General features: G+C 68.0%; 19 protein-coding genes and 1 pseudogene. 8 read left to right on the top strand and 12 right to left on the bottom strand.

The features are described 5' to 3' along the window. Nucleotides 1–98: 98 nt before the first annotated feature. From LWJ43_RS22460 to LWJ43_RS22435, 6 genes are all read right to left on the bottom strand, one after another. Complete coding sequence (locus LWJ43_RS22460) at nt 99–2,186, bottom strand: hypothetical protein (protein ID WP_277334015.1); 2,088 nt, start codon at nt 2,184–2,186, stop codon at nt 99–101. 227 nt (nt 2,187–2,413) lie between these two features. Beyond that, nucleotides 2,414–3,913 carry a bifunctional cytidylyltransferase/SDR family oxidoreductase gene (locus LWJ43_RS22455; RefSeq protein WP_277334014.1) on the bottom strand — a complete coding sequence of 500 codons (1,500 nt, stop codon included), beginning with the start codon at nt 3,911–3,913 and terminating at the stop codon, nt 2,414–2,416. 281 nt (nt 3,914–4,194) lie between these two features. After that, on the bottom strand, nt 4,195–5,631 hold the full coding sequence (gene obgE / locus LWJ43_RS22450) for a GTPase ObgE (RefSeq protein WP_277334013.1): 1,437 nt from the start codon (nt 5,629–5,631) through the stop codon (nt 4,195–4,197). A gap of 138 nt (nt 5,632–5,769) precedes the next feature. Next, complete coding sequence (gene rpmA, locus LWJ43_RS22445; protein ID WP_014045902.1) at nt 5,770–6,027, bottom strand: 50S ribosomal protein L27; 258 nt, start codon at nt 6,025–6,027, stop codon at nt 5,770–5,772. Between the two features lie 14 nt (nt 6,028–6,041). Continuing rightward, nucleotides 6,042–6,362, bottom strand: a complete 321-nt coding sequence (gene rplU, locus LWJ43_RS22440) for a 50S ribosomal protein L21 (protein ID WP_014045903.1) — start codon at nt 6,360–6,362, stop codon at nt 6,042–6,044. 313 nt (nt 6,363–6,675) lie between these two features. Continuing rightward, a complete protein-coding gene (locus LWJ43_RS22435) occupies nt 6,676–7,671 on the bottom strand; it encodes a helix-turn-helix domain-containing protein (RefSeq protein ID WP_277334012.1) in 996 nt (331 codons plus the stop codon). Nucleotides 7,672–7,848: 177 nt separating this feature from the next. On the opposite strand from LWJ43_RS22435, the gene LWJ43_RS22430 reads away from it, so the two are divergent. The 8 genes and pseudogenes from LWJ43_RS22430 (at nt 7,849) to LWJ43_RS22395 (ending at nt 16,441) form a co-directional block, all read left to right on the top strand. Beyond that, nucleotides 7,849–8,154, top strand: a complete 306-nt coding sequence (locus tag LWJ43_RS22430; protein WP_277334011.1) for a hypothetical protein — start codon at nt 7,849–7,851, stop codon at nt 8,152–8,154. A gap of 215 nt (nt 8,155–8,369) precedes the next feature. Then, nucleotides 8,370–8,537, top strand: coding sequence for a hypothetical protein (locus tag LWJ43_RS22425; protein ID WP_277334010.1), 168 nt, complete (start codon nt 8,370–8,372; stop codon nt 8,535–8,537). 34 nt (nt 8,538–8,571) lie between these two features. Next, nucleotides 8,572–9,750 (top strand): aggregation-promoting factor C-terminal-like domain-containing protein, encoded by a 1,179-nt coding sequence (locus tag LWJ43_RS22420; protein ID WP_277334009.1) that lies wholly within the window; start codon nt 8,572–8,574, stop codon nt 9,748–9,750. Nucleotides 9,751–9,870: 120 nt separating this feature from the next. Beyond that, nucleotides 9,871–11,163: a CHAP domain-containing protein gene (locus LWJ43_RS22415; RefSeq protein WP_277334008.1), complete on the top strand. Its 1,293-nt coding sequence runs from the start codon at nt 9,871–9,873 to the stop codon at nt 11,161–11,163. Between the two features lie 138 nt (nt 11,164–11,301). Then, complete coding sequence (locus tag LWJ43_RS22410) at nt 11,302–11,913, top strand: acyltransferase (RefSeq protein WP_277334007.1); 612 nt, start codon at nt 11,302–11,304, stop codon at nt 11,911–11,913. After that, nucleotides 11,855–13,678, top strand: coding sequence for a glycosyltransferase family protein (locus tag LWJ43_RS22405; protein WP_277334006.1), 1,824 nt, complete (start codon nt 11,855–11,857; stop codon nt 13,676–13,678). The genes LWJ43_RS22410 and LWJ43_RS22405 overlap by 59 nt, the downstream gene beginning before the upstream one ends. Nucleotides 13,679–13,782: 104 nt before the next feature. Further along, nucleotides 13,783–14,952 carry an acyltransferase family protein gene (locus LWJ43_RS22400; protein WP_277334005.1) on the top strand — a complete coding sequence of 390 codons (1,170 nt, stop codon included), beginning with the start codon at nt 13,783–13,785 and terminating at the stop codon, nt 14,950–14,952. A gap of 194 nt (nt 14,953–15,146) precedes the next feature. Continuing rightward, a pseudogene (locus tag LWJ43_RS22395) lies at nt 15,147–16,441 on the top strand (IS30 family transposase). Between the two features lie 70 nt (nt 16,442–16,511). Here LWJ43_RS22395 and LWJ43_RS22390 read toward each other — a convergent pair. From LWJ43_RS22390 to LWJ43_RS22365, 6 genes are all read right to left on the bottom strand, one after another. Continuing rightward, nucleotides 16,512–17,795, bottom strand: a complete 1,284-nt coding sequence (locus LWJ43_RS22390) for a nucleotide sugar dehydrogenase (protein ID WP_277334004.1) — start codon at nt 17,793–17,795, stop codon at nt 16,512–16,514. Further along, on the bottom strand, nt 17,792–19,420 hold the full coding sequence (locus LWJ43_RS22385; RefSeq protein ID WP_277334003.1) for a glycosyltransferase family 2 protein: 1,629 nt from the start codon (nt 19,418–19,420) through the stop codon (nt 17,792–17,794). Before LWJ43_RS22385 ends, LWJ43_RS22390 begins: the two co-directional genes overlap by 4 nt. After that, nucleotides 19,417–20,994 carry a glycosyltransferase family 4 protein gene (locus LWJ43_RS22380; RefSeq protein WP_277334002.1) on the bottom strand — a complete coding sequence of 526 codons (1,578 nt, stop codon included), beginning with the start codon at nt 20,992–20,994 and terminating at the stop codon, nt 19,417–19,419. The genes LWJ43_RS22385 and LWJ43_RS22380 overlap by 4 nt, the downstream gene beginning before the upstream one ends. A gap of 23 nt (nt 20,995–21,017) precedes the next feature. Then, complete coding sequence (locus tag LWJ43_RS22375; protein ID WP_277334001.1) at nt 21,018–23,606, bottom strand: glycosyltransferase; 2,589 nt, start codon at nt 23,604–23,606, stop codon at nt 21,018–21,020. Nucleotides 23,607–23,714: 108 nt separating this feature from the next. Beyond that, nucleotides 23,715–24,728 (bottom strand): Gfo/Idh/MocA family protein, encoded by a 1,014-nt coding sequence (locus tag LWJ43_RS22370; RefSeq protein ID WP_277334000.1) that lies wholly within the window; start codon nt 24,726–24,728, stop codon nt 23,715–23,717. Further along, the gene (locus LWJ43_RS22365) at nt 24,725–25,843 is read right to left on the bottom strand and encodes a DegT/DnrJ/EryC1/StrS family aminotransferase (RefSeq protein WP_277333999.1); all 1,119 of its coding nucleotides are present in this window, start codon (nt 25,841–25,843) and stop codon (nt 24,725–24,727) included. The genes LWJ43_RS22370 and LWJ43_RS22365 overlap by 4 nt, the downstream gene beginning before the upstream one ends. Between the last annotated feature and the right edge of the window lie 264 nt (nt 25,844–26,107).

The raw sequence follows: 26,107 nt of genomic DNA, 5'->3' as shown, positions 1-26,107 counted from the left end.
GCCCCGCACCACTGCCGGACCGGCATCCGGTTCCCGCCCCGCATCCGGCTGCCGGAGCCGGTCGGCGGCGCGACCTCGCGCCGCCGGCCGGCCGACGGTCAGCGGATCGCGGAGGGACCGGCGCCGATCCCCGCGTCGGCATCCGGGGACGGCCCGTCGGGATCGACCTCGGCGACGATCTCCTGCGCCCCGTCACCGACACCGCTGGACTCGGCCTCGGGGTCGGGCAGCGGGGCCGCGATCTGCTCGCCCACACGCTGCGCGACGCCCGCGTTGCGCGCCTCGGCCCGGGCCGCCAGAGCCTGGACCGCCGCGTTGAACTGCTCCATGGAGGTCGGCTCGTCCGGACCCAGCAGATAGGTCTTCAGCTCGTGGCGGGCTTCCGCGAGGGAGTCTGCCGACGGGTCGGCGACGGCGACCAGCAGTTCGTCGATCTCCTGAGCACCGTTGGAGAGGATGACCGCAGCCCGCACGGCGGTGTTCTGACGCTTGAACTCATCCCTGCCGAGCTCCGCCGAGTCCGTGACCGCGTACGGCTTGCCGCTGGCGATGAAGTCGGACACCACGCTGGAGATGTCCGAAACCATGGCGTCGGACTGGTTGAAGCAGTCGTAGAGCTTCGGCTGCGCGCCGGTGACCGTCTTGTGCTCCCACCAGCCGAAGGAACGCCAGTAGGCGTCGTTCCACTCGGCCCGCAGGGAGCTGATCTCCGTCTGGCGGGCCGGATCGGCCAGCGCGACCCGTGACTCCTCGGACTCGTCACCCCCGGCCCTGCCGGGCTTCGCCAGCTCGGCCAGCCGGGCCTCGATGCGCACCAGTTCCGCCTTGGCGGCGCTCTGGCCGGCGGCGGCGGCCGAGGCCTCCTTCACCCAGCGGGGGTCGGCGGCGCGCTCCTGCGCCGACTTGGCGACCAGGGCCTTGATCCGGGCGTTGACGGCCTTGGCCTTGGCGCTGCGGATACCGGTGAAAGGGTGCGGCTTGTAGATGACCCGGACCGGGTCGTCCGCCGTCAGCAGTCGGCGGACGATGTTCTCACCGGCCAGCAGCAGCGAGGTGTTGCCGGGATTGTCGTCCCAGCCCTCCCAGGTGGGGGCGTACAGCACCGTCGGGATCGGATTCCTGGTGGTGCCGGTCCAGCTCTCGATGGGCGCCAGCTGCGGCCGCCCGACCTCGACGATGTCCTCGTCGCGGATGCCGACGTCGGCCAGGGCGTAGCGGTCGCGGCCCGCACGGCCGGCCGTCCACACCTCGTCGTACACCTTGGAGTACGGGTTGACGCTGGCCAGCTTGTCGCTGTCGCCGTGGCCGATGAACACGTGCTTCATGGTCGGGACGCGCAGCATGTGGATGTTCTTGCCGACATTGGCCGGATACAGGCACACACGGACCGTGGAGAGGTCCATGTTCATCAGGTGGGTGCCGGCCGGCACGCAGACCACGGGTACGGAGGTGTCCGCGAGTTGCGACACGAGGTTCCGCTCACGCATGACGATCAGCGGACGGCCCTCCACGGCGGCCATCGTGTCGAGCCACATGTTGCCCTGGTACGCGGACTCGTTGGAGCCGGAGAAGTAGAGCACGACGGTCGGCTGGTACTCGCCCAGCCATGTGTCGAGGGCCTTCAGCACGGCGGAGGCGGAGGGCGCCCGCCTGCTCCGGCGCAGGTACGGGACGAGCAGGGCGTTGTAACCGACGGCCAGCAGCAGCGTCACCCCCGCCCCGATGTACCCGAGGTAGTCCTCACCCGTGCCGGCCGCGATCAGGACACCGGCCACCGCGGGCAGGTCCAGGTGGAGCATCTTCTCGCCGGCGCGGTGCAGCAGCGCGCGCGGCGGGGCGTCAGGGATGCGGACGGCGTGCAGGTCCACGTTGCGGGTGACGATCGGCAGGCTGCGGCGCAGCCGGATCAGCGTCGTCAGCGCGCCGTGCGGGGCCTGCAGACCGTAGAAGACGAGGAAGCACGCCACCGCCGCGTAGAAGAGCGGTTCCTCGGCGAGATCCAGCCGGGCCAGCAGCAGGATGACCATCAGCTGGCGAAGCAGGAAGCGGATGGGCAGCCCCGCCCGTACCTTGCTGAGCCGGTTGACCAGATAGCTGCCGCGCTGGTGCAGATACCAGTCCGCGACGTACGTGACAGCCGTGGCCGCCGCGAAGAACCAGATGTCGGGAAGGAGAGCGGCGACCATGACGCACGGGTATCCCAGCGTCATCAATATTGCTGCCAGCAGTTCCGACCGACTGCCCACACGGGCCAGGCGAATGGCTGTCGAAATCACGAAGAACCTGCTCCAGGGGGTGCCGGTTGATTCACGTATGGAGGGAATTGTGAAGATTCGGCTTCACGCACTCGGGCCTCCGCATTCACCCGAAAGGTGAATCCAGAGGCCCGTATAAGCACATTTGTCAAGAATTATTACACATCTTCCTGACGGTCCAGGACCGAGGCCAGCGCCTGCTCGAAGCCCGACGCCTCGGTGACGTCACGGGTCGGATCCTGCTGCCGTACGTCGATGACGTGGCCCGTCATCGCGGACAGGAGGACGTCCAGCGAGGTGCGCGCCACGGCCTCGGACGAGAGCAGCGATCCCTCCGGCTCCTGGCCGAACGCCTTGGTCCGCATGGGGGTGGCGGTGCGCTCCGGGTTCACGCAGTTGACCCTGATGCCCTCACCCGCCCACTCGTCGGCCAGCGCCTGGGTGAGGTTCACCATCGCGGCCTTGGTGGAGGAGTAGAGGCTGTACTCGGCACGCCCCCGGGTGTAGCTGCTGGAGGTGTACAGGAGCAGCTGCCCCTGGGTCTCGGCCAGGTACTTGTACGAGGCGCGGGCGATCTGCACGGGCGCCAGGTAGTTGACGTTCAGCGCTTCCTGGATCGTCGTGTTGTCCGTCTCGGCGAGCTTGCCGATGCGGAGCACACCCGCGGTGTTGATCACGTAGTCGATGCGACCGGTCTCGGCGTACGCCTTGGACAGCGCGTCGTCGATGTGCTCGGGGTTCTCGACGTGCGTACCGGTGGTGGAGCGGCCCAGGGCGTACACGCTGGCGCCGTACTGCTCGGCCAGCGTGGCGATGTCAGCGCCGATGCCGTACGAACCGCCGAAGACCACCAGGGTCTTGCCCGACAGCAGCTCACGGTAGGCGGCCTCGTCGGCCTGACGCGGTGCCGCCGTGGAGGCCAGCTGGAAGAGCTTGTCGGTGATGAAGACGTCGACCGGCTGGGTCACCTTCATGTTGTACTCGTCGCCCGCGACCACGTAGATCGGCACGTCGGGGAGGTAGCGCAGGACGACCGAGCAGTCGTCCGTCGCCTGGAAGTTCGGGTCACCGGCAGCGACCTCGTACGCCTTGCGGATCGTGGACAGCTTGAACGCCTGCGGGGTCTGGCCGCGGCGCAGCCGGGACCGGTCCGGGACGTCGGTGATGAACTCGCCGTCCTCGCCGTGGGTCCGGGTCACGATGATCGTGTCGGCGGACGGGATGGCGACGTCGACCGCCTGGTAGCGGTCGAGGGCGTCCACGCAGTCCTTGATGACGCGCTGTGACAGCAGTGGACGGACCGCGTCGTGGAAGAGGACGTTGCGGTCCTCGCCCTCCGCGAGCCCCTCACCGAGGGCCGCGATGGCACGCTCGGTGGTCTCGTTCCGGGTGTGGCCACCCTCGATGACCTTGACGACCTTGGTCAGCCCGGCCTTGGCGACGATCTTCTCGACGTCGGGCACGAAGCCCGGCGCCATCAGCACGATGACATCGTCGATGCCCTCGGCGTTCTGGAAGATGCTCAGCGTGTGCTCGATGACTGCCTTACCGGCGATCTTCAGCAGCTGCTTGGGGATCGACAGTCCCACACGCTGGCCGGTCCCACCGGCGAGCACGACCGCTGTGGTCCGGGGCTTGGCTTCATGAGGCACAGACACAGACGACCTACCTTGCGATGACAGGGGGGAACAGTGTGATGGTCGCACTCTCCGTGAGCGTCTCGCAAGGCGCACGTTTACCGGTGCTCGCCACTGGGAAACCCGCCGTTCACCGCCTGGCCAGGCAGATTGCCCCCTCCCGGGGAGACACCCGGAGTGACGGACTCCACAGACGTGTCACGCAATCCGCACATCCTCGGCTGCCGTACCGCCTGCCACCTGGCAGTTCTCTGTGAATCCGGGCACCCCCGCCGCGCGCGGGGGTGCCCGGGAACAGGTGCCTAGAAGGGGTCGAACTCGTCGTACTCGCGCTGCGAGTCGTCGCGCTCCGACTCCCGCTCGCGGCGTCGCTGCGCGGCGGGCCGGGGCGCCTCCATCCGGTGGTCCTCACCGCGACGGCCCAGCATCTCGGCGCCGGCTGCCATGGTCGGCTCCCAGTCGAAGACGACCGCGTTGTCCTCGGCACCGATGGCCACGCCGTCACCGGCCTGGGCGCCCGCCTTGCGGAGCGCGTCCTCGACACCGAGGCGGTTGAGACGGTCGGCGAGGTAACCGACGGCCTCGTCGTTGTTGAAGTCGGTCTGACGGATCCAGCGCTCCGGCTTCTCGCCGCGCACGCGGTAGATACCGTCCTCCTCGACCGTCACGGTGAAGCCGGCGTCGTCGACCGCCTTGGGGCGGATCACGATGCGCGTCGACTCCTCCTTCGGCTTGGTGGCCCGCGCCTCGGCGATGATGCCCGCCAGGGCGTAGCTGAGGTCGTTGAGGCCCTTGTGCGCGATGGCCGAGACCTCGAAGACGCGGTAGCCGCGCGCCTCCAGGTCGGGGCGGATCATGTCGGCGAGGTCCTGGCCGTCGGGGATGTCGACCTTGTTGAGGGCGACGATGCGCGGGCGGTCCTCGAGGCCGCCGTACAGCCGCAGCTCCTCCTCGATCATGTCGAGGTCGGAGAGCGGGTCGCGGTCGGACTCCAGCGTCGCGGTGTCCAGGACGTGCACCAGGACGGAGCAGCGCTCGACGTGCCGCAGGAACTCCAGGCCGAGGCCCTTGCCCTGGCTGGCACCGGGGATGAGCCCCGGGACGTCGGCGATGGTGTAGACGGTGGAGCCCGCGGTGACGACGCCCAGGTTCGGGACGAGGGTCGTGAACGGGTAGTCCGCGATCTTCGGCTTGGCCGCGGAGAGCACCGAGATCAGCGAGGACTTACCGGCGCTCGGGTAGCCGACGAGCGCGACGTCGGCGACGGTCTTGAGCTCGAGGACGATGTCCCGGCTCTCCCCCGGCTCGCCGAGCAGCGCGAAACCGGGTGCCTTGCGGCGGGCGGAGGCCAGCGCGGCGTTGCCGAGGCCGCCGCGGCCGCCCTGGCCCGCGACGAAGGTGGTTCCCTGACCGACGAGGTCGGCCAGTACGTTGCCGGCCTTGTCGAGGACGACGGTGCCGTCCGGGACGGGCAGCACGAGGTCCTGGCCGTCCTTGCCCGAACGGTTGTCACCCGCGCCGGGCTGGCCGTTCGTGGCCTTGCGGTGGGGGTGGTGGTGGTAGTCCAGCAGCGTGGTGACGGACTGCTCGACGACGAGGATCACGTCGCCGCCGCGCCCGCCGTTACCCCCGTCGGGGCCGCCCAGCGGCTTGAACTTCTCACGGTGCACGGAGGCCACGCCGTGGCCTCCGTTACCCGCGGCGGCATGCAGCTCGACGCGGTCCACGAAGGTGGTCATGGTGGGGCCTCCAGGTACTGCGGAAAATACGGAATTGTCTTTGACGTAACGCGCCGAGGGCGGACCCGCTTCCCCGGTTCACCGGGAAAGCTGAGATCCGCCCTCGGAAGGTGCTGTGACGTTCAGCCGTTGCCTGGATCAGGCAGCGACGGGAACGATGTTCACGACCTTGCGGCCACGGTGCGTACCGAACTCCACCGCACCGGCGGTCAGCGCGAACAGCGTGTCGTCGCCGCCACGGCCGACGCCCGTGCCCGGGTGGAAGTGGGTGCCGCGCTGGCGGACCAGGATCTCACCGGCGTTGACGGCCTGACCGCCGAAGCGCTTCACGCCGAGCCGCTGAGCATTGGAATCGCGCCCGTTCCGAGTGGACGATGCGCCCTTCTTGTGTGCCATGTCTCCTCAGTCCCTTACTTCGCAGCCGCGGGGATACCGGTGACCTTGATCGCCGTGTACTGCTGGCGGTGACCCTGGCGACGGCGGTAACCCGTCTTGTTCTTGTAGCGAAGGATGTCGATCTTCGCGCCCTTGTGGTGGTCCACGACCTCGGCCTGGACCTTGATGCCGTCCAGCACCCACGGGTCGCTGGTCACGGCGTCGCCGTCGACAACGAGCAGGGTCGAGAGCTCGACCGTGTCGCCAACCTTGGCGGTGGAAATCTTGTCAACCTCAACGATGTCGCCGACAGCAACCTTGTGCTGGCGACCACCGCTGCGCACGATGGCGTACACGCGGATCTCTCTCTCACTCGGAACGGATCCCCTGATGCCAGCCGCCCGCGCGGGCCGGGGCCCACGACAGTCCGGAAGGATGAACGGCCTCCCCCGGGGACGAATCACCGGGAGGGATGTGCTCAGGGGTTAGGCGCACATAAACACGCCGAGGGTCAAGATTACGGGGCGGGGTGCGGGGGGTCAAACCGGGTCCTGCCGATCAACCCAGGGAACGTTCCGTCCACTGCGCCGCACACCCCCCGCGTCGGCGGCGAGGCACGTCACCGCTCATCCTTCGGCTCTGCACCCGGGCACGTTCCCGCTCCCGGGCTCAGACGTGCGACGGCAGCCATCCCCGCTGAACCGCACGAGCCCCGGCTTCGAAGCGGCTGCGCGCCGACAACCGCTCCATCAGCTCGTTCGCCATCCTCCGCGCGGTCCTCGGGGAAACACCCAGACGCTTGGCGATGGCCTCGTCGGTATGCCCTTCTGCCAGCAGACGGATGATCGTCGCCTGCTGAGCGGTGAGACCGTCCGCACCGCAGGCCGGCGCATCGGCAAGGGGCTGGGCCGCGCCCCAGACGGACTCGAAGAGCGCGTGGAGAGCGGTCAGCATGCCTTCGCCGGTCAGGACTGCCGCCCCTACAGCGGTGTCGTCACTTCTGACCGGAATCAGGGCGGTGGACCGATCCACGATGAGCATGCGAATGGGAAGCAAGGCCGACGTGCGGACTTCACCCCCCATCCCGGCGAGCCAGTTCGCATGCTCGATCGTCGGACGGCTGTTCCGGACACTGTCGAGGTAGACGGTGCGCATGTGCACTCCCCGGCCCAGCAGCTCCTCGTTCAGAGGGCGCGAGGCGGCGATCGCGGCCTCGGTCAGCACGGAGTCGGGCGACAAGGACAGGACTTCGTCCTTCGTACCGTGCGTCAGGGACACCAGGCGATCACGTATCCGATCGAGCCCGACGAGTTGTTCGACTCCAGGCTGGCGTGTTTCCGGCGTCAGCTCGGCATACTCCGCGACTAGCTGGACCGCGGCCGCCCGCGACGCATCCAGCCGTTCCTGCTGAGCGGTCAGCTGCGCCTGTCTGCGAGCCATCAGGATCTCCATCCCGATGTCGGGCGAAACGGCCCACAGGCGCCCGGGGTCTTCGGCCGAAGGCCGCACGAGCGCCAATGCGCTGAGCTCGTCCAACGCGCACCTAACCGCGTCGGTGGACGCGCCGAGATCACGGGCCAGGGCGGCGACGTTCGCACTAGGCATGGACAGCATGGCCCGATAGACGGCTTCGGCTGCCACATCCAGCCCGAGCTCGGTCAACACGTGTGTTCCCCCCGGCGTCAGTTGACACAGTCCTGCAACCGAATCATCTCAGGATCTTCACGATTACTTCAATGGATCACTGCACAGCCGGCCGTTTCCAGTCGGCCTCCGGGCCTGATGCGGTCACTGCCGGAAACGTCCAGGCGCCGTGGTCAGGTCCTCCCACCACATCCGGCCATGGTGATGGGCATGTTCCTCGTCCATGCACATTTCGCCGCCCTCGGCCCGTTCGAACTTCCCAGCGGCACAGGTGAATTGATTCGCACCTCACTCTCCCCAACAGACCAGGTGGAGCACGTGTCGGTCCATTCGGTGCCGCCGGACAGCTTCGTGCTGGGCTTCTTTCTGTTGACGGGGTCACTGAACAAAGCGGAGAGGAGGACGGAGACGATCTGCCGTCGCCTGCTCGACGAAGAGCGCCTGCCTCCGGCAGTGCTGCGGAAGGTAGGTGCACCTCTGATCACCCTTTTGTTCCCCCCGTGAGCAAGAGGGCCCCGCCGCTGCCGGCCGGTGGCCGGCCAGCAGCCTGTGGCCCGAACCATCCATGGCCGTTTTGGGCCAGCCCAAAACTCTTCCTCCCCCTCTGAGCTGCGGCTTAGCTATGCATCACCGCTCGGAGCCGCACCACTGCGGTACGGCTCCGACTACCTGTCTGTCACTCGGGTCACCGTCCGACACATGAAGGGCCAGCCACAGCCATGCGCGTCATCCGTCATATCAAGGCCGTCCGAATCACCCTTCTCGCCCTGGCAATCGCAGTCCCTGTGATCGGCCTCACCGTGTCGGCGCCCGACGCCACCACCTCCGCCGCATCAGGCGCCGAGGCACCCGTGGTCATCGGCACGAACGACATGAGCTGGCAGTGACAACCAGAGCTTCGGGGAAACAAGCGTGAAAACTATGACCGAAAGCGCCGGCCGAATCATGGGCGTTCTGCTCGCAGGTGCCGTTTCGCTCAGTCTTCTGACCGCGAGTACCGGCACCGCCCAAGCCGCTGAGCAGGTGTGCACCGGCACCTCGTCGATCTACGGCATCCTCGACGACGGCCGCCTCACCTACTCCGCCATCACACCCGGCACCGGCAACCGCATCAGAACACGCGTCGGCCCCGACCTGGGCTTCGAACCCAAGGCCATGGCCACACTCAACTTCAACACCATCCTCGTCACCTCCACCGCCGGCGCCCTCTACCGCGTCGACGTCCAGACCAACGACGAGACACTCGCCGTCTCCGCCATCGACAAGATCATCGACAAGGGCTGGACCCACGACAAGCTCAGCTACGACGGCTACGGACACCTCTACGGCACCACCGCCGACGGCACACTGCTCCAGTACCTCGTCTCCCAGGCCAAGCCCAAGGGCGTCGAACACATCGGCCAACGCGCCGAGATCGGCACCGGCTTCGTCCTCAAGACCCTCACCACCGTCGGCCAGGACCGCCTCATCGCCACCACCGAAGCCGGAAAACTCTTCTCCTACAAGGTGAGTGCCGGGACTTGGAAGCGCGGGGACCTGAAGGAGTCGGGATGGTCTGGATTCGATCAGGTCGTCTCCTCCGGCAGCGGCTTCTACTACGGCCGCATCGCCACGACCGGCGCCATGTACTGGTACAAGGACGCCAACATCTCCGACGGCAACGGAGACGACATCGCCTACCACAACGACGACCCGGTCGACACCTCCGGCTGGACCCAGTCCCTTCTCTCCGCCGCACCCGGCCAGGTCACCTGCACGACGCCTGAGGACACGGTCGACCGCGATGACATCGGAGAGGTGAAGGCCGCCGGCCGCGACCTGATGAACAAGCACGACCGCGACTGGGCCACCACTGCGCAGTGGACCTGCCTCGACAGCCTCTGGACCCGTGAAAGCGGTTGGCGCTGGAACGCCCAGAACCCCACGTCTGCCGCCTACGGCATCCCCCAGGCCAACCCTGGATCGAAGATGGCCTCCGCCGGAGGTGACTGGCGGACCAACCCCCTCACCCAGATCCACTGGGGGCTCGACTACATCGACGACCGGTACGGCACGCCCTGCTCGGCCTGGAGCCACTCGCAGAGCACCGGCTGGTACTGAGGGCACTCGTGCCCCCGCGCCCGGCCGACTGGGCGCGCCGCGTCTTCGCAACACCCATCGAACCCGTCAGCCCGGTGTCAGGGCTGCCCGCAAACATGCCCAAGGCCAAGGAGCAGCACCGTGTTCACTTCCTCCAAGACGCTTCGCACCGCCGTCACCGCACTAGCCACAGGTGCCGTTTCGCTCAGTCTTCTGACCGCGAGTACCGGCACCGCCCAAGCCGCTGAGCAGGTGTGCACCGGCACCTCGTCGATCTACGGCATCCTCGACGACGGCCGCCTCACCTACTCCGCCATCACACCCGGCACCGGCAACCGCATCAGAACACGCGTCGGCCCCGACCTGGGCTTCGAACCCAAGGCCATGGCCACACTCAACTTCAACACCATCCTCGTCACCTCCACCGCCGGCGCCCTCTACCGCGTCGACGTCCAGACCAACGACGAGACACTCGCCGTCTCCGCCATCGACAAGATCATCGACAAGGGCTGGACCCACGACAAGCTCAGCTACGACGGCTACGGACACCTCTACGGCACCACCGCCGACGGCACACTGCTCCAGTACCTCGTCTCCCAGGCCAAGCCCAAGGGCGTCGAACACATCGGCCAACGCGCCGAGATCGGCACCGGCTTCGTCCTCAAGACCCTCACCACCGTCGGCCAGGACCGCCTCATCGCCACCACCGAAGCCGGAAAACTCTTCTCCTACAAGATCATCGGTGGGGCCTGGAAGCGTGACGACCTGAAGGAGTCGGGATGGTCTGGATTCGATCAGGTCGTCTCCTCCGGCAGCGGCTTCTACTACGGCCGCATCGCCACGACCGGCGCCATGTACTGGTACAAGGACGCCAACATCTCCGACGGCAACGGAGACGACATCGCCTACCACAACGACGACCCGGTCGACACCTCCGGCTGGACCCAGTCCCTTCTCTCCGCCGCACCCGGCCAGGTCACCTGCAAGTCGGTAAGCACGCTTGGGCAGGACATCGCCAAGGACGCCAAGACAGAAGTCGGCAACAACTTCAACGACTACGACTTCGACTTCAGCCGTGCCTGGTGCGCGGAGTTCGTCAAGTACATCTGGGCCGGCAACGACGTGACGGGTTCGTCGGAGCTGGACGCCAGGGCCATCAGCCTGCGCGAGTACGGCTTGAAGCACGGCACCTACCGGTCCGGCTCCCCCAAGGTCGGGGACGCGGTGCTCTACGACACCGACAAGAATCTGACCGACGGTGAAGCCGACCACGTGAACATCGTGGTGGCCGTCTCCTCGGACGGCAAGCAGATCGAGACGGTCGGCGGCAACGAGAGCCATCAGGTTCAGAAGACCGGCTGGTTCAACTGGGACACCGCTTCCAGCCCGATCGGCGCGGGCCCGGCGCTCGCCTTCATCTCGCCGAAGGGCTGACCTGCCGTGCACCGTCGGCGGCCTCTCCCCCTCGGAACGGGAGAGCGGCCGCCGTCTGCGTCACGGTGCCGCGTGCCCCGTGCATGGCGCGGGATCGTATGCTCGCCGGGCAAGTCCGCTCTCCGGAAGGCGCAACACGTGAACTACAGAGTCCAGCCCACTGCCCAGGTCGACGACAGTGCCGAGATCGGCGACGGCAGCAGCGTCTGGGAGCTCGCCCAGATCCGTGAGGGCGCCAGGCTCGGCGAGGGATGCGTGGTGGGCCGCGGCGCCTACGTGGGCACCGGCGTCCAGATCGGGAACAACGTCAAGCTGCAGAACTACGCCCTGGTGTACGAGCCGGCAGAGCTCGGAGACGGCGTCTTCGTCGGTCCCGCCGTGGTCCTCACCAATGACCACAACCCGCGCTCCGTGGACCCCGAGGGCAAGCAGAAGCGCGGCGGCGACTGGGAAGCCGTGGGCGTGAAGGTCGCCGAGGGTGCCTCGCTCGGCGCACGGTCCGTGTGCGTCGCGCCCGTACGGGTCGGGCGCTGGGCCATGGTGGCGGCGGGGGCCGTGGTCACGAAGGACGTGCCGGACTTCGGCCTGGTCGTGGGCGTTCCCGCCCGCCGGATCGGCTGGGTGGGCCGCAGCGGCGTCAAGCTCGTCGAGCGGGCGGACGAGCCGGGCGTCTGGGAGTGTCCGCAGACGGGTGCTCTGCACGACGAGGCTGAAGGCGCCCTCACCGAGCGAGCCGCCGGAACACGCTGAGCAGAAGGAGACACGCGAAACCGTTCGGCACCTTTGTCACGATGCCTGGGCACTTCGGGCAGAGGTGCGGGAGTACGGTACGCAACTCTCCGCGTCGGAGGGGTACAACTCTTCCGTTACCCCGGCCAAGCCCGTACGGTCCAAGTTCCTGACTCGACCGTGGAGCTTCGCTGTGCACACACTTCGCCTCTCAGACGAACACCTCATCGGCCTCGCACGCTGGGCCACCGACCGGATGGCACGAGTCAAGAGACCGGTTCTGGCCGAGAGGGTTCTGGGCGTGGCGGGTCACCGTATCCAAGATCCCTCGGCCAGGGCCGATGTGCTGACAGCGGCGGCGGAGGCAAGGCTGGGCCTCGGTTACCTTCCCCGCCACCTGACGCAGGCTTACGCAGCGGAACTGCTGTGTGCCGACGAGCACCACAAGGCCGGGCGTCGCAAGGCCTCCGCCGCGTCAGCTGCCAAGGCGCTGGTCCTCGCCTTCCACCGGGTCGCCCACATCGACGGACTCACCTCGCCGCTCGCCACCGAACCCGCCCAGTTCACGGGTCCCCTGAGGCGCAGTCGCGTCCTGCGGGCGCTGCGGGCGCCGCGCGGGCGGGTGACTGCATCCGCTGCTCCACCAGCGGACCGGCCGATGCGTCTGCTCTTAGTCCACAGCGCGAACGACAACTTCCTGCCGGTGATCCTCGACCACTACCGGAACCATCCGGGGGTCGAGGTACGTGTCCTGAACACCGCAGCCGACCCGGCGACGGCCCCGCTCGCCAAAGGCCTCGGCCGGATGATCGCCAGCGGCATCGGCATCCGGAGCGCTTACGCCGAACAGGTGGAGGAGGCTCTTCGTCCACACCTCGACTGGGCCGATGTGGTGTTCGTCGACTGGTGCACCGTTGCCGCCGCGTTTCTCACGCTCGTCGACCCCGGCACAACCCGGGTCGTGGTGCGCCTGCACAGCTTCGAGGTCTTCAGCTACTGGCCGCACCTGGTGGACTTCTCCCGCGTGGACGACTTGGTGTTCGTCAGCGAGCATCTGCGGGACCTTGCCGTCGCCACGCTGCCCAGGCTCCGCGAACCGGACGCCCCTGCCACCCACGTCCTCGACAACGCGGTCGACCTCACCCCGTTGCCCCTCCCGAAGAAATCCGAGGCGCGGTTCACTCTCGGCCTCGTCGGCCTCAGCCAGGTCGCCAAGGATCCCCGCTGGGCCCTCGAGGTGCTGCGCATCCTGCGCCGGCAGGACAAGCGCTACCGCCTGCGCCTGATCGGGGGCTCCATGGAGCCCGGCGTCAGCCCGGCTCTCGACCGTTACCGGACGGCGTTCGCCGCGGAACTGGCACCGCTCGTCGCTTCCGGCGCAGTGCACATGAGCGGCCATACGGACGACATTGCCGCCGAGCTGACGAACGTCGGAGTGATACTCAGCACGTCCGTTCGCGAGAGCTGGCATCTGGGCCTTGTGGAGGGCGCTGCAAGTGGCGCGGTCCCGGTGGTACGGGACTGGCCTTTCTTCGCTGAGAGACCGCACGGTGCCCATTCGCTGTTCCCCGAGGACTGGGTGGTATCCACACCCACCGAGGCCGCTGCGCGGATCCTCGCGGCCAACGAGTCCGAGGAAAGCTGGCTGCAGTCTGGGCACGAAGCATCCGAGAAAGCGATCTCCACCTGGGGCTGGGGCACGGTCGGCCCGCGCTTCGACGCGTTGCTCTGCGCACGGTTCGGTGAGATTCCAGCTCAGCGCAGGGTACGGACGAACGCTGAGTGAGAGGGTCCGTGGACCATACCCCGCTCACGGCCCACTCCTGCGGTCCCTAGGATGACCGGGCACGGCACCCTTTTGAGGTGCCCGGTAAGCCTGACGAGGCCGACATGTCCCGAAGCGAAGTCCTGGTGCCCAGCAATCAGCTCGTCACCGCTCAAGCCCCGCAGGAGGCCTTTCGGGCCCCCGCGCCACGGCTGCACGCTCTGGACGCGCTGCGGGTTCTCGCCGCGCTTGCCGTGCTCGCCTTCCACTTCACCGGGGTGGACGCGGCAACCAAGGCCAACTGGGGCGTAAATCCGAAGGAGTTGTTTCCGTGGCTCTTCCCGGTGACCTCCTACGGTTCCTACGGCGTCCAGCTCTTCTTCCTGATCAGCGGCTTCGTGATCTGCCTGTCCGCCTGGGGTCGCACGCCTGGGCAGTTCGTCCGGGCGCGATTCCTGCGGTTGTTCCCCGCCTACTGGTTCTCGGCAGCCGTCGCCTTCGTGGTGTGGCGTGCACTCCCGGACGGTTCGCGCACCGGCCCCAGTATCAGTGAGTCGCTCACGAACCTGACCATGCTCCAGGTGCCACTGTCCGCACAGCACCTGGTGGGCGCCTACTGGACGCTGTGGGCGGAGCTCACCTTTTACCTGATCTTCCTCCTGGTGATCTGGAAGGGCCTCGACTACCGGCGGGTCAGCGTTTTCTGCTGGCTGTGGCTGCTGGCGAGCGTGCTGGTCCAGCAGAAGGACAACCAGGTACCCGTACTCGGGATCTTCGCCCAGCCCCTCAACACCGCGCTGTTCGTCGGCGGCATCGCGATGTACCTGATGTACCGCTTCGGCCCGGACCTCAAGCTCTGGGGCCTGTTGGCCGCGAGCTGGCTCGTCATGCAGAGCGACCTGGTCCAGCATGCCGACGGTCTGCGCCATGACCGCGGAATGGACCGGCACCCCTACATGGCCCTCGCACTGGTGACCGTCTTCTACCTGCTCGTTCTGGCCGTCGCGCTGCACAAGCTCGACCGGATCCGCTGGAACGGATTCGTCGCCCTCGGCGCGCTCGTCTATCCCCTCTATCTGCTGCATGAAGAACTCGGATGGGCGCTGATCCGGAACCTGTACGGACCTCTCGGCGCCTGGCCCACGCTCCTGGTGGCCACCGCTGTCATTCTGATCGCGGCCTGGCTGCTGCACAGGCTGGTGGAGCGCCCGTCCCAGCGCTGGCTCCGCGCGCGGCTGGAGCAGGAGGCCAGCCGGGCAGCGGACCGGGACCGCACGGAGCGCCCTGCCGCTTGACCTCACGGCCGGACAGACGGCTGAGGCCCCACCCGGTGCCGCTTGGGTTCTAACGGTCCTCGCAACACCCGCGATCTGTGGGAGTTGCGAGGACCGGGGTCGTTGGACGCGATGATGTTGCGAGGCTGAGGGAGCGTTTTATTGCCCGGCTGGATGTTGTGGGGAACGTGACCCTGGTTGCCCGGGACCTGGGGATGAACCGGAACACCGCCTTCGGCTGGGCCCGGAAGGCCGGGCGGAGTTCGGTGCGTCTGCCGCGCCGGCATCCCGGGCGGGACGAGTACGAGCGGCTTCGGGCCGCCGGTGTCGCCCGCCGGGCAGCGGCCCGGCAGGCCGGCGTGAACGAGCGCACAGCCAAGGACTGGGACTGGGGCGTCAAGAAGAGCCGCACCACGCGCACCTATGCCGACGGGCGCCGTGTCGACTACGCCACCGGGACCGTCACGATGGGCGGCGTGACCACGCCACCGGTGGGCCTGACGGCCCTGGAGAAGCAGCTCCACCCGAGGTTCCTGACGCTCGCCGAGCGCGAGAAGATCCGCGATCTCCGCGCGGCGGGGCAGTCGCTGAGGGCGATCGGACGGGCCCTGGGGCGGTCGGCGAGCACGGTCAAGCGGGAGATCGACGCGAACTCCGGCGCATAGGGCTGCCAGCCCTACGCCACCCACCGGGCAGCCGCCCCGCGCAGGCCCGGCCCAAGGAGCGCAAGCTGCTGCGCACAGGCCTGCTGCGCCGCTTCGTCCAGGACCAACTGCGCAGGCGGTGGTCACCGGAGCAGATCTGCCACGCTCTGACTACTGAGTATCCCGACGACGAGAGCATGCGGGTGAGCGTGGAAACGATCTACCAGGCACTGTATTTCCAGGTTCGCGGCGGCCTGAAGCGGGAAGTGCAGGCAGCCGTCCGCTCCGGCCGCACCCGCCGCAAACCACGCCGGGACCCCCAGCGGCGCACTCCCCGGTTCACCGATCCGATGATCATGATCAGCGACCGCCCCTCCGACGTCGAGGAACGGGCCGTGCCCGGCCACTGGGAAGGCGACCTGATCATCGGTGCGGGTGGCCGTTCCGCGATCGCCACCCTGGTCGAACGCAGCACCCGCTACACCCTGCTGGTCCACCTGCCCGGCGGAGCCCACGACGCCGAAACCGGTCCGCGACGGCCTGGTCGCCACGATCCAGACCCTGCCCGCCCACCTGCACGACTCCCTCACCTGGGACCAGGGCAGCGAGATGGCACGCCACAAGCAGTTCAGCATGGCCACCGGCATGCCCGTCTACTTCTGCGACCCCGCCTCGCCCTGGCAGCGCGGCTCCAACGAGAACACCAACGGACTGCTGCGGCAGTACTTCCCCAAGGGCACCGACCTGAGCGTCCACAGCCCCCCGAAGACCTCGAGCACGTCGCCCAGGAACTCAACTGCCGCCCACGCAAGACGCTCGGCTGGGATACCCCAGCCGAGCGTCTACGTGATCTACTCACCACCTAGAACCAGGCGGTGTTGCAACGACCACTGGAACCCAAGCCGGGTGGGGCCTCAGCCGTCGGTACGAGTTCGGTCAGCCGCCGATGACGACGCGGCGTACGCCTTCCCACTTGGCCGGGTCCGTCGTGCGACGGCCGTCGACCAGGACGCGCACGTCCGGCAGGTCGGCGGCGGCCAGCTCACGGTACTCGGCGTGGTCGGCCTGGAGGATCGCGGCGGTGACCGTCTGACCCTCGTGCGGCACGAGACCGTGCGCGGTCAGCTCGTCGGGGGTGTACATCGGGTCCGAGACGAACGGAACCGCGCCGCGCGCCTTCAGCGCGTCGACGACACCGAAGACACCGGAGAAGGCGGTCTCCTTGACTCCACCGCGGTAGGCGGCGCCCAGCACGAGGACCCCGGCGCCGTCCAGGTCTCCGTAGGCGGCGGCCAGCAGGTCGACGGAGTACTCGGGCATCGCGGCGTTGGCCTCACGAGCCGAACGGACGACGGTAGCCTCCGGGTCGTTCCAGAGGTACATCCGCGGGTAGATCGGGATGCAGTGGCCGCCGACGGCGATACCCGGCTGGTGGATGTGGCTGTAGGGCTGGCTGTTGCAGGCCTCAATGACCTTCTTGACGTCGATGTCGTTCTTGTCGGCGAACCGGGCGAACTGGTTGGCCAGACCGATGTTGACGTCGCGGTACGTCGTCTCGGCGAGCTTGGCGAGCTCGGACGCCTCCGCCGTGCCGAGGTCCCAGACGCCGTTCGGGCGCGGCAGGTCCTCGCGGTCGTCGAAGTCGAGCACGGCCTCGTAGAACTCCACGCCGCGCTGCGAGGACGCCTCGTCGATGCCGCCGACGAGCTTGGGGTAGCGGCGCAGGTCGGCGAAGACGCGGCCGGTCAGCACGCGCTCCGGCGAGAAGACGAGGTGGAAGTCCACACCCGGGGTCAGGCCGGAGCCCTCCGCGAGCATCGGAGCCCAGCGGGTACGGGTGGTGCCGACGGGCAGCGTGGTCTCGTAGCTGACGAGGGTGCCCGGCTTGAGGCCTGCGGCGATGGCCTTGGTGGCCGAGTCCATCCAGCCGAAGTCAGGGGTGCCCTCGGCGTCCACGAAGAGCGGGACGACGACCACGACGGCGTCGGACGCGGCGACCGCCGCCGTGGTGTCCGTCGTCGCGGAGAGCAGGCCCGCTCCCACGGTCTCCTTGAGCTTGACGTCGAGGTCGTGCTCGCCGGGGAACGGCTCGGTGGCCGCGTTGACCAGCTCGACGACCTTCTCGTTGACGTCCGCGCCAATGACCTTGTGGCCCTTGGCCGCGAACTGCACGGCGAGCGGGAGGCCGATCTTGCCGAGCGCGACTACACAGATGTTCATCGGGTTACTTTCCTCTTCAGCCTGGACAGCATGTGGCGCAGCCGCTTGCCCGCACCGGGTTTGATCTCCCACAGGGGGGCGGTCGTGACCACGAGCCGGCCCTTGGAATTCTGGTTCGCCGACACCCTGTACGGAACGGCCTGCCGCCAGCGACGGGCCAGGGGAAGCGGCTGACCGCCGGTCTTCACCGGGATCTCGTAAGTCGAACCTGCCACGTCCACGTACACGCGGACACCGAGCTTCGCCTTGGCGGCATGGACCGGGATCCGGGCGCGCACTGTCGTCGCCCGGCCGTCATCGGCAGTCGACCGACTGAACTCTCCCTCGGGATGGGGGAGTTCCTGGCCGGCCGGCAGACGGCGCGCGCCGGGCTTGTCCGCGCTCTTGGGCATGGCCCCCTTCGCCAGGCGCACGGTCAGGGAACTGATGTCACCGATGACACCGGTCCGGGCCGTGAGCACGAGAGCCAGGTCGTCACCTTTCTGGTCCCATTCGGCGGTGACGAGCTCGGTGCCCTGTGCCAGCCGCCCGGGCACAGCCTCCCCGACCAGCTCGTAGACACGGTCGGGCAGGCCGAGGGCCTCGTCACGGAAACCGGGGTACAGCGCGAAGGCCCGGCCGTCCTCGAGACGGAAGGGCGGGGCGCCGTGCTCGGCCTCGTCCTCGATGGCCCGGACGAGCTCCTCCACAGCTCCGGCCTGCGCGAGGCAGATCCGCACCCGTCGCTTGACGTCCAGGGAATCCCGGAGTCCGTCGGTCAGGTACTCGTCCGCAAGGGCAGCGATCCCGTCGCAGACCTCCTGTCGGATTTCCGGGTCGAGGGCCGGGAAATCGCCCTGGATGAGTTTGGCGAGTTCCCAGGTGAAGTGCCGCTCGAACAGCGCGTCACGGTCGGGACCGGCTTCCACGAGTGTGGCGGCGTGCTTCATGATCGCGGCAGTACATCGCAGCCGGGACAGATGGTTGGCCCTGTAGGTGATGTTGCTGGCGTCACCGCGCTTCACCGCGTAGTAGAAGGTGTAGTCCGAGAGGACCGAGATCTTCCGGGCTCGGACGCATGCCTCGATGGTGAACGGCTGATCGCTGCCGACCGGCAGGTCTTCCGGAAAGCGCAGCCCGTGCTTCTCGACCAGCTCGCGGCGGAAGAGCTTGGTGTTCGCCAGTGTGTAAGGCAGGCTCGAGCGAAAGAGGCTGACGTCAGGGTCGTTCTTCTTGTACAGCTTCTGGTGCACGTACCGGCCGTTGGTTCCGACCATCTTGCCGATGACCACGTCGGAGTCGTGCTCGTCCGCGTAGCCCACCATGCGCTCAAGGGCTTCCACACCGAGATAGTCGTCGGACCCTATGAAGTACACGAACCGGCCGGTGGCCACCTCGAGCGCCCTGTTACTGGGCGCGGCGGGGCCACCGGAGTTCGCCTGGTGGACGACCTTGACCGTGCCGGGGTAGCGCTCGGCGAAACGGTCGAGCTCAGCACCGCTCTCGTCCGTCGAGCCGTCATCGACCGCGACGATCTCCAGCCGCTCCAAACCGATGCTCTGCCCGACAAGCGAGTTCAGGCATTCCGTGAGGTACGGCATCGTGTTGTAGACAGCGACAACCACACTGACGTCAGGAGCCGTCATAGTCTGTTTTCCACCTTCTCGCGGCCCGGGAGCAGGTCGGAGTAGAGCCCGTCGAGGACCTCGGCCTGCGCCTCCCAGGTCCACGTGTCCAGCAGCCCGGGCTTGTCGTACGCGGCACGGTAGCGCTCCGGGTCGGCCAGGACCTGCTTGATCGCGCGGGCCAGATCAGCGACGTCCTCAGCGGTGCAGACCTCACCCTGTCCCGTCGAACGGGTCACTTCGGACATGGTCTTCACGTCGCTCACGACCAAGGGCAGCCTGGCGTGGGAGTACTCGAAGAACTTCGTGATCAGCGCGATCTCATGGTTGGGCCAGTGGTGGATCGGGATACAACCGGCGTTCGCCGTGGACAGGAACGAGACAACCTGCCAGTGCGGTACGTAGGGCACCGCGTGCAGGCGGTCCCCCACCCCCAGCTCCGCGGCCCGGGTCAGCAAGCCCTTTATGTAGGAGGCAGCGGGATTCGGGACCACGAAGGCCATGTGTACGCCGTCAAGCTGCGGCAGCGCTTCCACCATGTCGCCGAGGCCCCGCTGCGGACCCGGCGAGCCGCTGTAGACCACCAGCGGAACCTCGGGGCCGATGCCGCACAGTTCACGTAGGTCCGGAGCCGGGCCGGTGTCCGGCCTCTCGACCGGCCGGTCGGGCGCGTTCAGCACGACCGTGGGCCTGGTGGCCAGGAAATGGCGCTCGCGCAGCAGGTCGCCGAGACCTTCGGACACGGTCACCACCGCGTCGGCGTAGGGGGCGTACTCGCTCTCGTGCGCCGTATTGCCGGGAATCCAGTGCGCGTTGTCCTCCCAGGGGCGGACCCCGGGAAGGAACTCGTGGGCGTCCCAGACGAGCTTGACCTGACGTCCCGCGGCCCTGGCCCGGACCGCGGCACGAGCCCCCACACCAAGCATCCGGAAGTCGTTGGCGTGGATCAGATCGGGCTTGAGCGCATCGATCTCCTTGCCGTAGGTCAGCTCGTAGTCCCACAACGCGGGTTCGAGCCTGCGCCAGGCTCTCCTGCCCTTGGCAGTCTTCCAGGCAGCGGTGAAGGCCCGGTCCATCGGCCCTTGAAGCCTTCGACCGGCCTCGTGCGCCTCAGTTGACTGACGGGAGCGGAGGGCGATCCAGCGCTGCAGCAGCTTCGACGCCGGTCCGGCCACCGTGAGACGCGCCTGCTCCACCTTGCGGAAGGCCGGCGACCCGACCGCCTGCGGCACCACCTTGAGCGCGGCGCGGCGCGACGCGACGTCGGCGCGCCAAGCCTTGGCCCACTGCCGTCTGTACGCACCGAGCGGGCCGGGCGGGTAGGCCAGAGGTCGGCGCAGCAGCGAGCGGTGCCGTTCGGCGTGCCGCTTCGCCAGTGGTGTCTTCAGCGGCAGCAGTCGCACATCGGCATCGCCGATTTTCCAGCTGCGGCCGCTGCCCGAGCGCACCAGGCCGAGCAACGTCACGTCCCAGCCCGCCGCAGCCATGGACTCGGCGGCCTTCTGGACCCGCGAATCCCCTTCGACCTTGTTGTCGACGAGCATGACGACCCGGCCCCTGCGGGGCAGCTCGATGCCGGCTTCCTGCGTCTCCATGAACAACCTTTCCCCCGGACGCGTCACTTGAGGAATCCGCTCAGTACCTGCGCGGTCCAGCGTCCGTCGTGGTACGTATGCGCGAATTCCACCGAGGCACGGCCGATGGCCGCGGCGCCCTCGCGATCTTCGATCAGGGAATCCAGCGCTTCCCGCAGCGTGGCGGGAGTGGCGCTGACGATGGGCAGCTCGCCGTTCGTCGTCGCCTTCACCGCATCGCTGATGTAGCCGATCACCGGCTTGCCCGCGGCCATCGCCTCGACTGCGAAAGTGCCGTAACTTCCGGTGGTGAACTGGTCCAGGACCAGGTCGCTCGCCTTGACCAGCGCCTGCATCTCGGCCCAGGGGATGTCCTCGGCAAGCCTGAAGTCGATGACTCCTCTGTCGTGCAGCTCGGTGAGGACGGGCATGATCCGGTCCGTACCCTTGGTCCAGCGCTTGGACGGGGCGTGCAGCACGATGGGCCGCTTGCGCTCCATGACCACGGTGTCGGCCGCCCATGAGGCGACGTCCACCACCAGGGGCGCCCACTTGGCAGCCGGCAGGTCGTCCAGCAGGTCGGGAGTCGTGACGAAGAGCGGCAGACCGGCCTCGTCGGCAATGCGCCGGTTGGCCTCCGCCTTACTTCTGAGTTTCTCGGCGATGCCCTCGGGAGCGTCACGGAACAAGGAGTACTCGTGCCGTTCCAGGTGCCTGTCGGGGTGGCGGATATCACTTCCGTGCGAAAGGAGCGCCACCTTCACCCGCGCCTTGCGGAGCGCGGCCAGGTCACCTGCGATGGTGTCACCGTTGAGCCGGCCGAAGACCGGCATGAAAGCATCGACGACGAGGTGGCTGTAGCGGCCGACGATTCTCTTCACCTGCTGCAGCTGGACATCCAACTCTCCGAGCCGAGCGGCGTCCACATACACATCGGCCGGATAGTCGAAGGTGTCGGCACGCTGATTCATGACGACTTCGACGGAAACATCTGAGTAGGCACGCGAGATCGCCTGCGCGAAAGCCGCGCCCTGACCCGCGTAGTTGGCGGGCCCGATCCCCAACTTGACCCGCGTGGAGCCGAGAGGGGTCCAGACGGGCATACCTGACTTACCGCTGCTCGAACCGACCCGCGGGGCCCCCGGAGTCTCCTGAACCGTCCAGGGCACCTCGGCCACCGGCACCGGCGGTGTCTTTTTCGAAAGGGTGCGGTACAGCTCCAGGAGCCCGGCGCTCTGCTGCTCCCAGGAGAGCTCCTTGCGCACGTCTTCGGTGATGGCCTGTGCCAGCTCATCGCGGCGCTTCAGTGCACGGGCCGCGGCGGCCGCGAAGGTAGCGGGGGCGTCCCAGGAGAAGACCTCGCCGAGCCCCTTCTCCTCCACGTACGCCTTGATCACCCGCACGTCGCTGGTGACCAGCGGTAGACCCGCCTGAAGGTACTCGGAGACCTTCGTCGGCAGGGAGACCTCACAGTTGGGCACCCGCCTGAACGGCGTCAGGCCGATGTCCGCCGAGGACAGGTAGTCGGCCACCTCGTGCTGTGCGACGTACGGAACCAGATGGATGCGGTCACGCACACCGAGCGTCTCCGCGGTGGACAGCAACTGCTCCAGGAGGGGCGTGACCCGGCTGCAGACCAGGGCCAGATGCACACCGGGCAGCTCGGGGAGACCGTCGATGACGGCGTCCACGCCGCGTTCGGGCCCCAGCCATCCCGAATACACCATGAGCGGTACTTCCGGCCCCAGCCCGCAGACCTCTCGGACGGACGACCGTACCGATCCGGAGCCGATCACCTCGCGGACCGGCGAGTTGCCTACCACCAGAGGAAGCTTCGAGAGCTTGTGATCATCCTTGAGAAGCTCGGCGAGCTGCGGGGACACGGTGACCACCGCGTCAGCCCGGCCGATGTACTCGGCTTCGGCTGCCGGAAGAGCGTAAGCCTGTCGCGGATTGGGCCACTCCACGCCGCGAACGTACTCGTGGGCGTCGTACAGCCAGGCACACCGGTGCCCACTCGCCCGGAGTCGCGCGGCACTGCGAGCTGCAGTCACGATCATGGTGGAGTCGTTGGCGTGGATGACATCCGGCTTGAGCTCTTCGATCACCGGGCCGAACGCCAGGTCCAGGTCCACCAGCTGGGGCCAGTCGAACCTCCAGTCACGTACCGGCTGCGGGTCCTTCGGTACCCTGCGCTGCTCCCACTTGAAGGCGCGCACCCGCAGCTTGTACATAGCACGGCGCGCGCGCAGCACGGCCTTCAGAGAAGCCCGTCGGGGTGCGCCCGACCAGGTGGTCTCGGCCGACGTCTGGCGCACCCACGCCCGGTAGGAGGCACGGTAGTGGTTCAGTGCAGCCTGATCCTGCATCCGGAACTGGGTCAACGCCCCACGCAGCGGGTGAGTCCGGCGCGCCTTCACCGAGCGCACGTACTCCGCCGTCACCGGGACGCGGACCACCTGGATCGGCCCCATCCTCGACCGCTGGACGTGCTTGGTCTCGCTTCTGCCGACCAGCGTGACGTCCCAGCCGTCGCGGGCTGCGGCCACCGCCGTCTTCTGGACCCGCGAGTCGCCCGTGATGCCGTTGGCAACAATCACGGCGAGCCGCGGTCGGCGGGCAGGGGATTTCATACTGCACTTCCTCCGGTGGAAGACGAACGAGCCGTCACCTGATTGCGCACTCCCCTGGAGCGCGCAATCAGGTCTGGCAGTGGAACGTTTATGCCCGACGCCAGGGACTCAGCCTGCCGCACGATCCTTGTCCAGTTGCACTGTGGTCCGGCTGACGGAGGACTCGAGAACCGCTGCCGCGACCTCAACCGTACGCAGCCCTTGCCGCAACGTGCAGATGTCGGCCGACTCGCCCCGCACGGCGTCCCTGAAGAGCTCGTGCTCGACGAGCAGCGGCTCACGCTTCGGGATGGCGTAGCGGATCATGTCGCCCTCGGAGACACCGCGGAACGCGCGCAGCGCCTCCCATTCGGTGGTCACCGCCGCGTTCGAGTGGAACGTGAGGTCGGCGGTGAGGGTGTCGGCGATGTAGCAGCCGCGCTCACCGGTGACCGAGGTGAAGCGCTCCTTGAGCGGGCTCAGCCAGTTGACCAGGTGGTTGACCATGGTGCCGTCGGAGAGTTGGCCCACGGCGGAGACCATGTCCTCGTGCGGGCGACCGGACTTGGAGACGGTGTGCGCCGCGATCGAGGTGTACGTCTGGCCGGTGACCCAGCCCGTCAGGTCGATGTCGTGCGTGGCCAGGTCCTTGACCACACCGACGTCCGCGATGCGGTGCGGGAAGGGACCCTGGCGGCGGGTGACGACCTGGAAGACGTCGCCCAGCTCGCCGGCCTCCAGACGGCTGCGCAGCGAGCGCAGTGCCGGGTTGCAGCGCTCGATGTGGCCGACGCCGGCCACCAGGCCGCGCGACTCGAAGGCCTCGACGAGGCGGCGGGCGCCCTCGACGGTGTCGGCGAGCGGCTTCTCGATCAGGGCGCAGACGCCCGCGTCGGCGAGCTGCAGGCCGACCTCTTCGTGCAGGGCGGTCGGGCAGGCCACGACCGCGTAGTCGATGCGGAGCGCGATGAGCTCCTCGACGGTCGACAGCACGGGGGCGCCCTGGGCCCAGCCGTTCTTGTCGCCCATCGGGTCGACGACGCCGACGAGTTCGACGCCTTCGAGGCCGGCGAGGACACGGGCGTGGTTACGCCCCATGGAACCGAGGCCGATCAGACCGGCCCTCAGTACGGCGGCGGTCACAGGCTCTCCCCCAGTGCGTTCACTGCGTTCACGATGCGCTCGAGGTCGCCCTCGCCGAGCGACGGGTGGACGGGGAGCGAGACGACCTCGGCGGCCGCCCGCTCGGTCTCGGGCAGGTCCCAGTTCCGCCCGGCCTTCTGGTCCGGCTCCCAGTACGGCTTCAGCCGGTGGATGGGGGTCGGGTAGTAGACGGCGTTGCCGATGCCCGCCTCGGTGAGCTTGGCCATGGCGGCCTCACGGTCGCCCTGCACCCGGATCGTGTACTGGTGGTAGACGTGGCGGGCGCCCTCGGCGACCGGCGGCTTCGTCACGTTCGGGGCGGTGATGTGCGCGTCGAGGTACGCGGCGTTGGCGCGGCGCTGCTCGGTCCAGCCGCCCACCTTGGTGAGCTGCACGCGGCCGACTGCGGCGGCCACGTCGGTCATGCGCATGTTGGCGCCGACGATCTCGTTGGCGTACCGCTGCTCCATGCCCTGGTTGCGCAGGAGGCGCAGAGTGCGGGCGAGTTCGGCGTCGGCCGTGGTGACCATGCCGCCCTCGAGGGCGTGCATGTTCTTCGTCGGGTAGAAGCTGAACGTCCCGCCCTCGCCGAACGCACCGACGGGGGTGCCGTTCAGCGCCGCGGCGTGCGCCTGGCAGGCGTCCTCCACGACGGCGAGTTTGTGCTTCCGCGCGATGGGCATGATCTTGTCCATCGCTGCCGGGTGACCGTAGAGGTGCACCGGCATGACGGCAGCCGTGCGCGGCGTGACGGCCGCTTCGACGGCCGCCGGGTCCAAGCCGTAGCTGCCGGGCTCGATGTCGGCGAACACCACGTCGGCGCCGACCAGTCGGACGGCGTTGGCGGAGGCCGCGAAGGAGAAGGAGGGGACGATCACCTCGTCGCCCGGGCCGATGCCCAGCGCGAGAAGGAGCATGTGCAGCGCGGAGGTACCGGAGTTGACGGCGACGCAGTGGCGGCCGTCGACCAGCTCGGAGAAGCCCTCCTCGAACGCAGCGACCTCCGGTCCCTGCACCACGCGGCCGCTGCGCAGCACGCGTACCGCGGCCTCGATCTCCTCTTCACCGATGACCGGGCGGGCAGCAGGAATCGGCTGCTCGTTGATGCTCGTCATGGACGTCCTCCTTGAACACCGCAAGAGCTCTTCACAGGGCAGAGACCTGGGGTGCGGGACGTCTCACGAGGCCGCGCATAACCCCGTCGGCACGATGCCGACACCCCACCGAGGAAACTGGGCCCGGTCGGTCTGGAACCGGGTCGGTCACCGACCGTAGTTCCTTTAGGGGAACTTCACAGGCAGCGACCGCCGTCACATTATCAGGGATTTCTCAGGCGATTTCGGGCCCGTTAACCGGCTACTGCATCAGTTCTGAAACAA

The organism is Streptomyces sp. JH34 (assembly GCF_029428875.1).
GTDB lineage: Bacteria > Actinomycetota > Actinomycetes > Streptomycetales > Streptomycetaceae > Streptomyces.
This window is presented reverse-complemented; position numbering and strand designations above follow the sequence as displayed.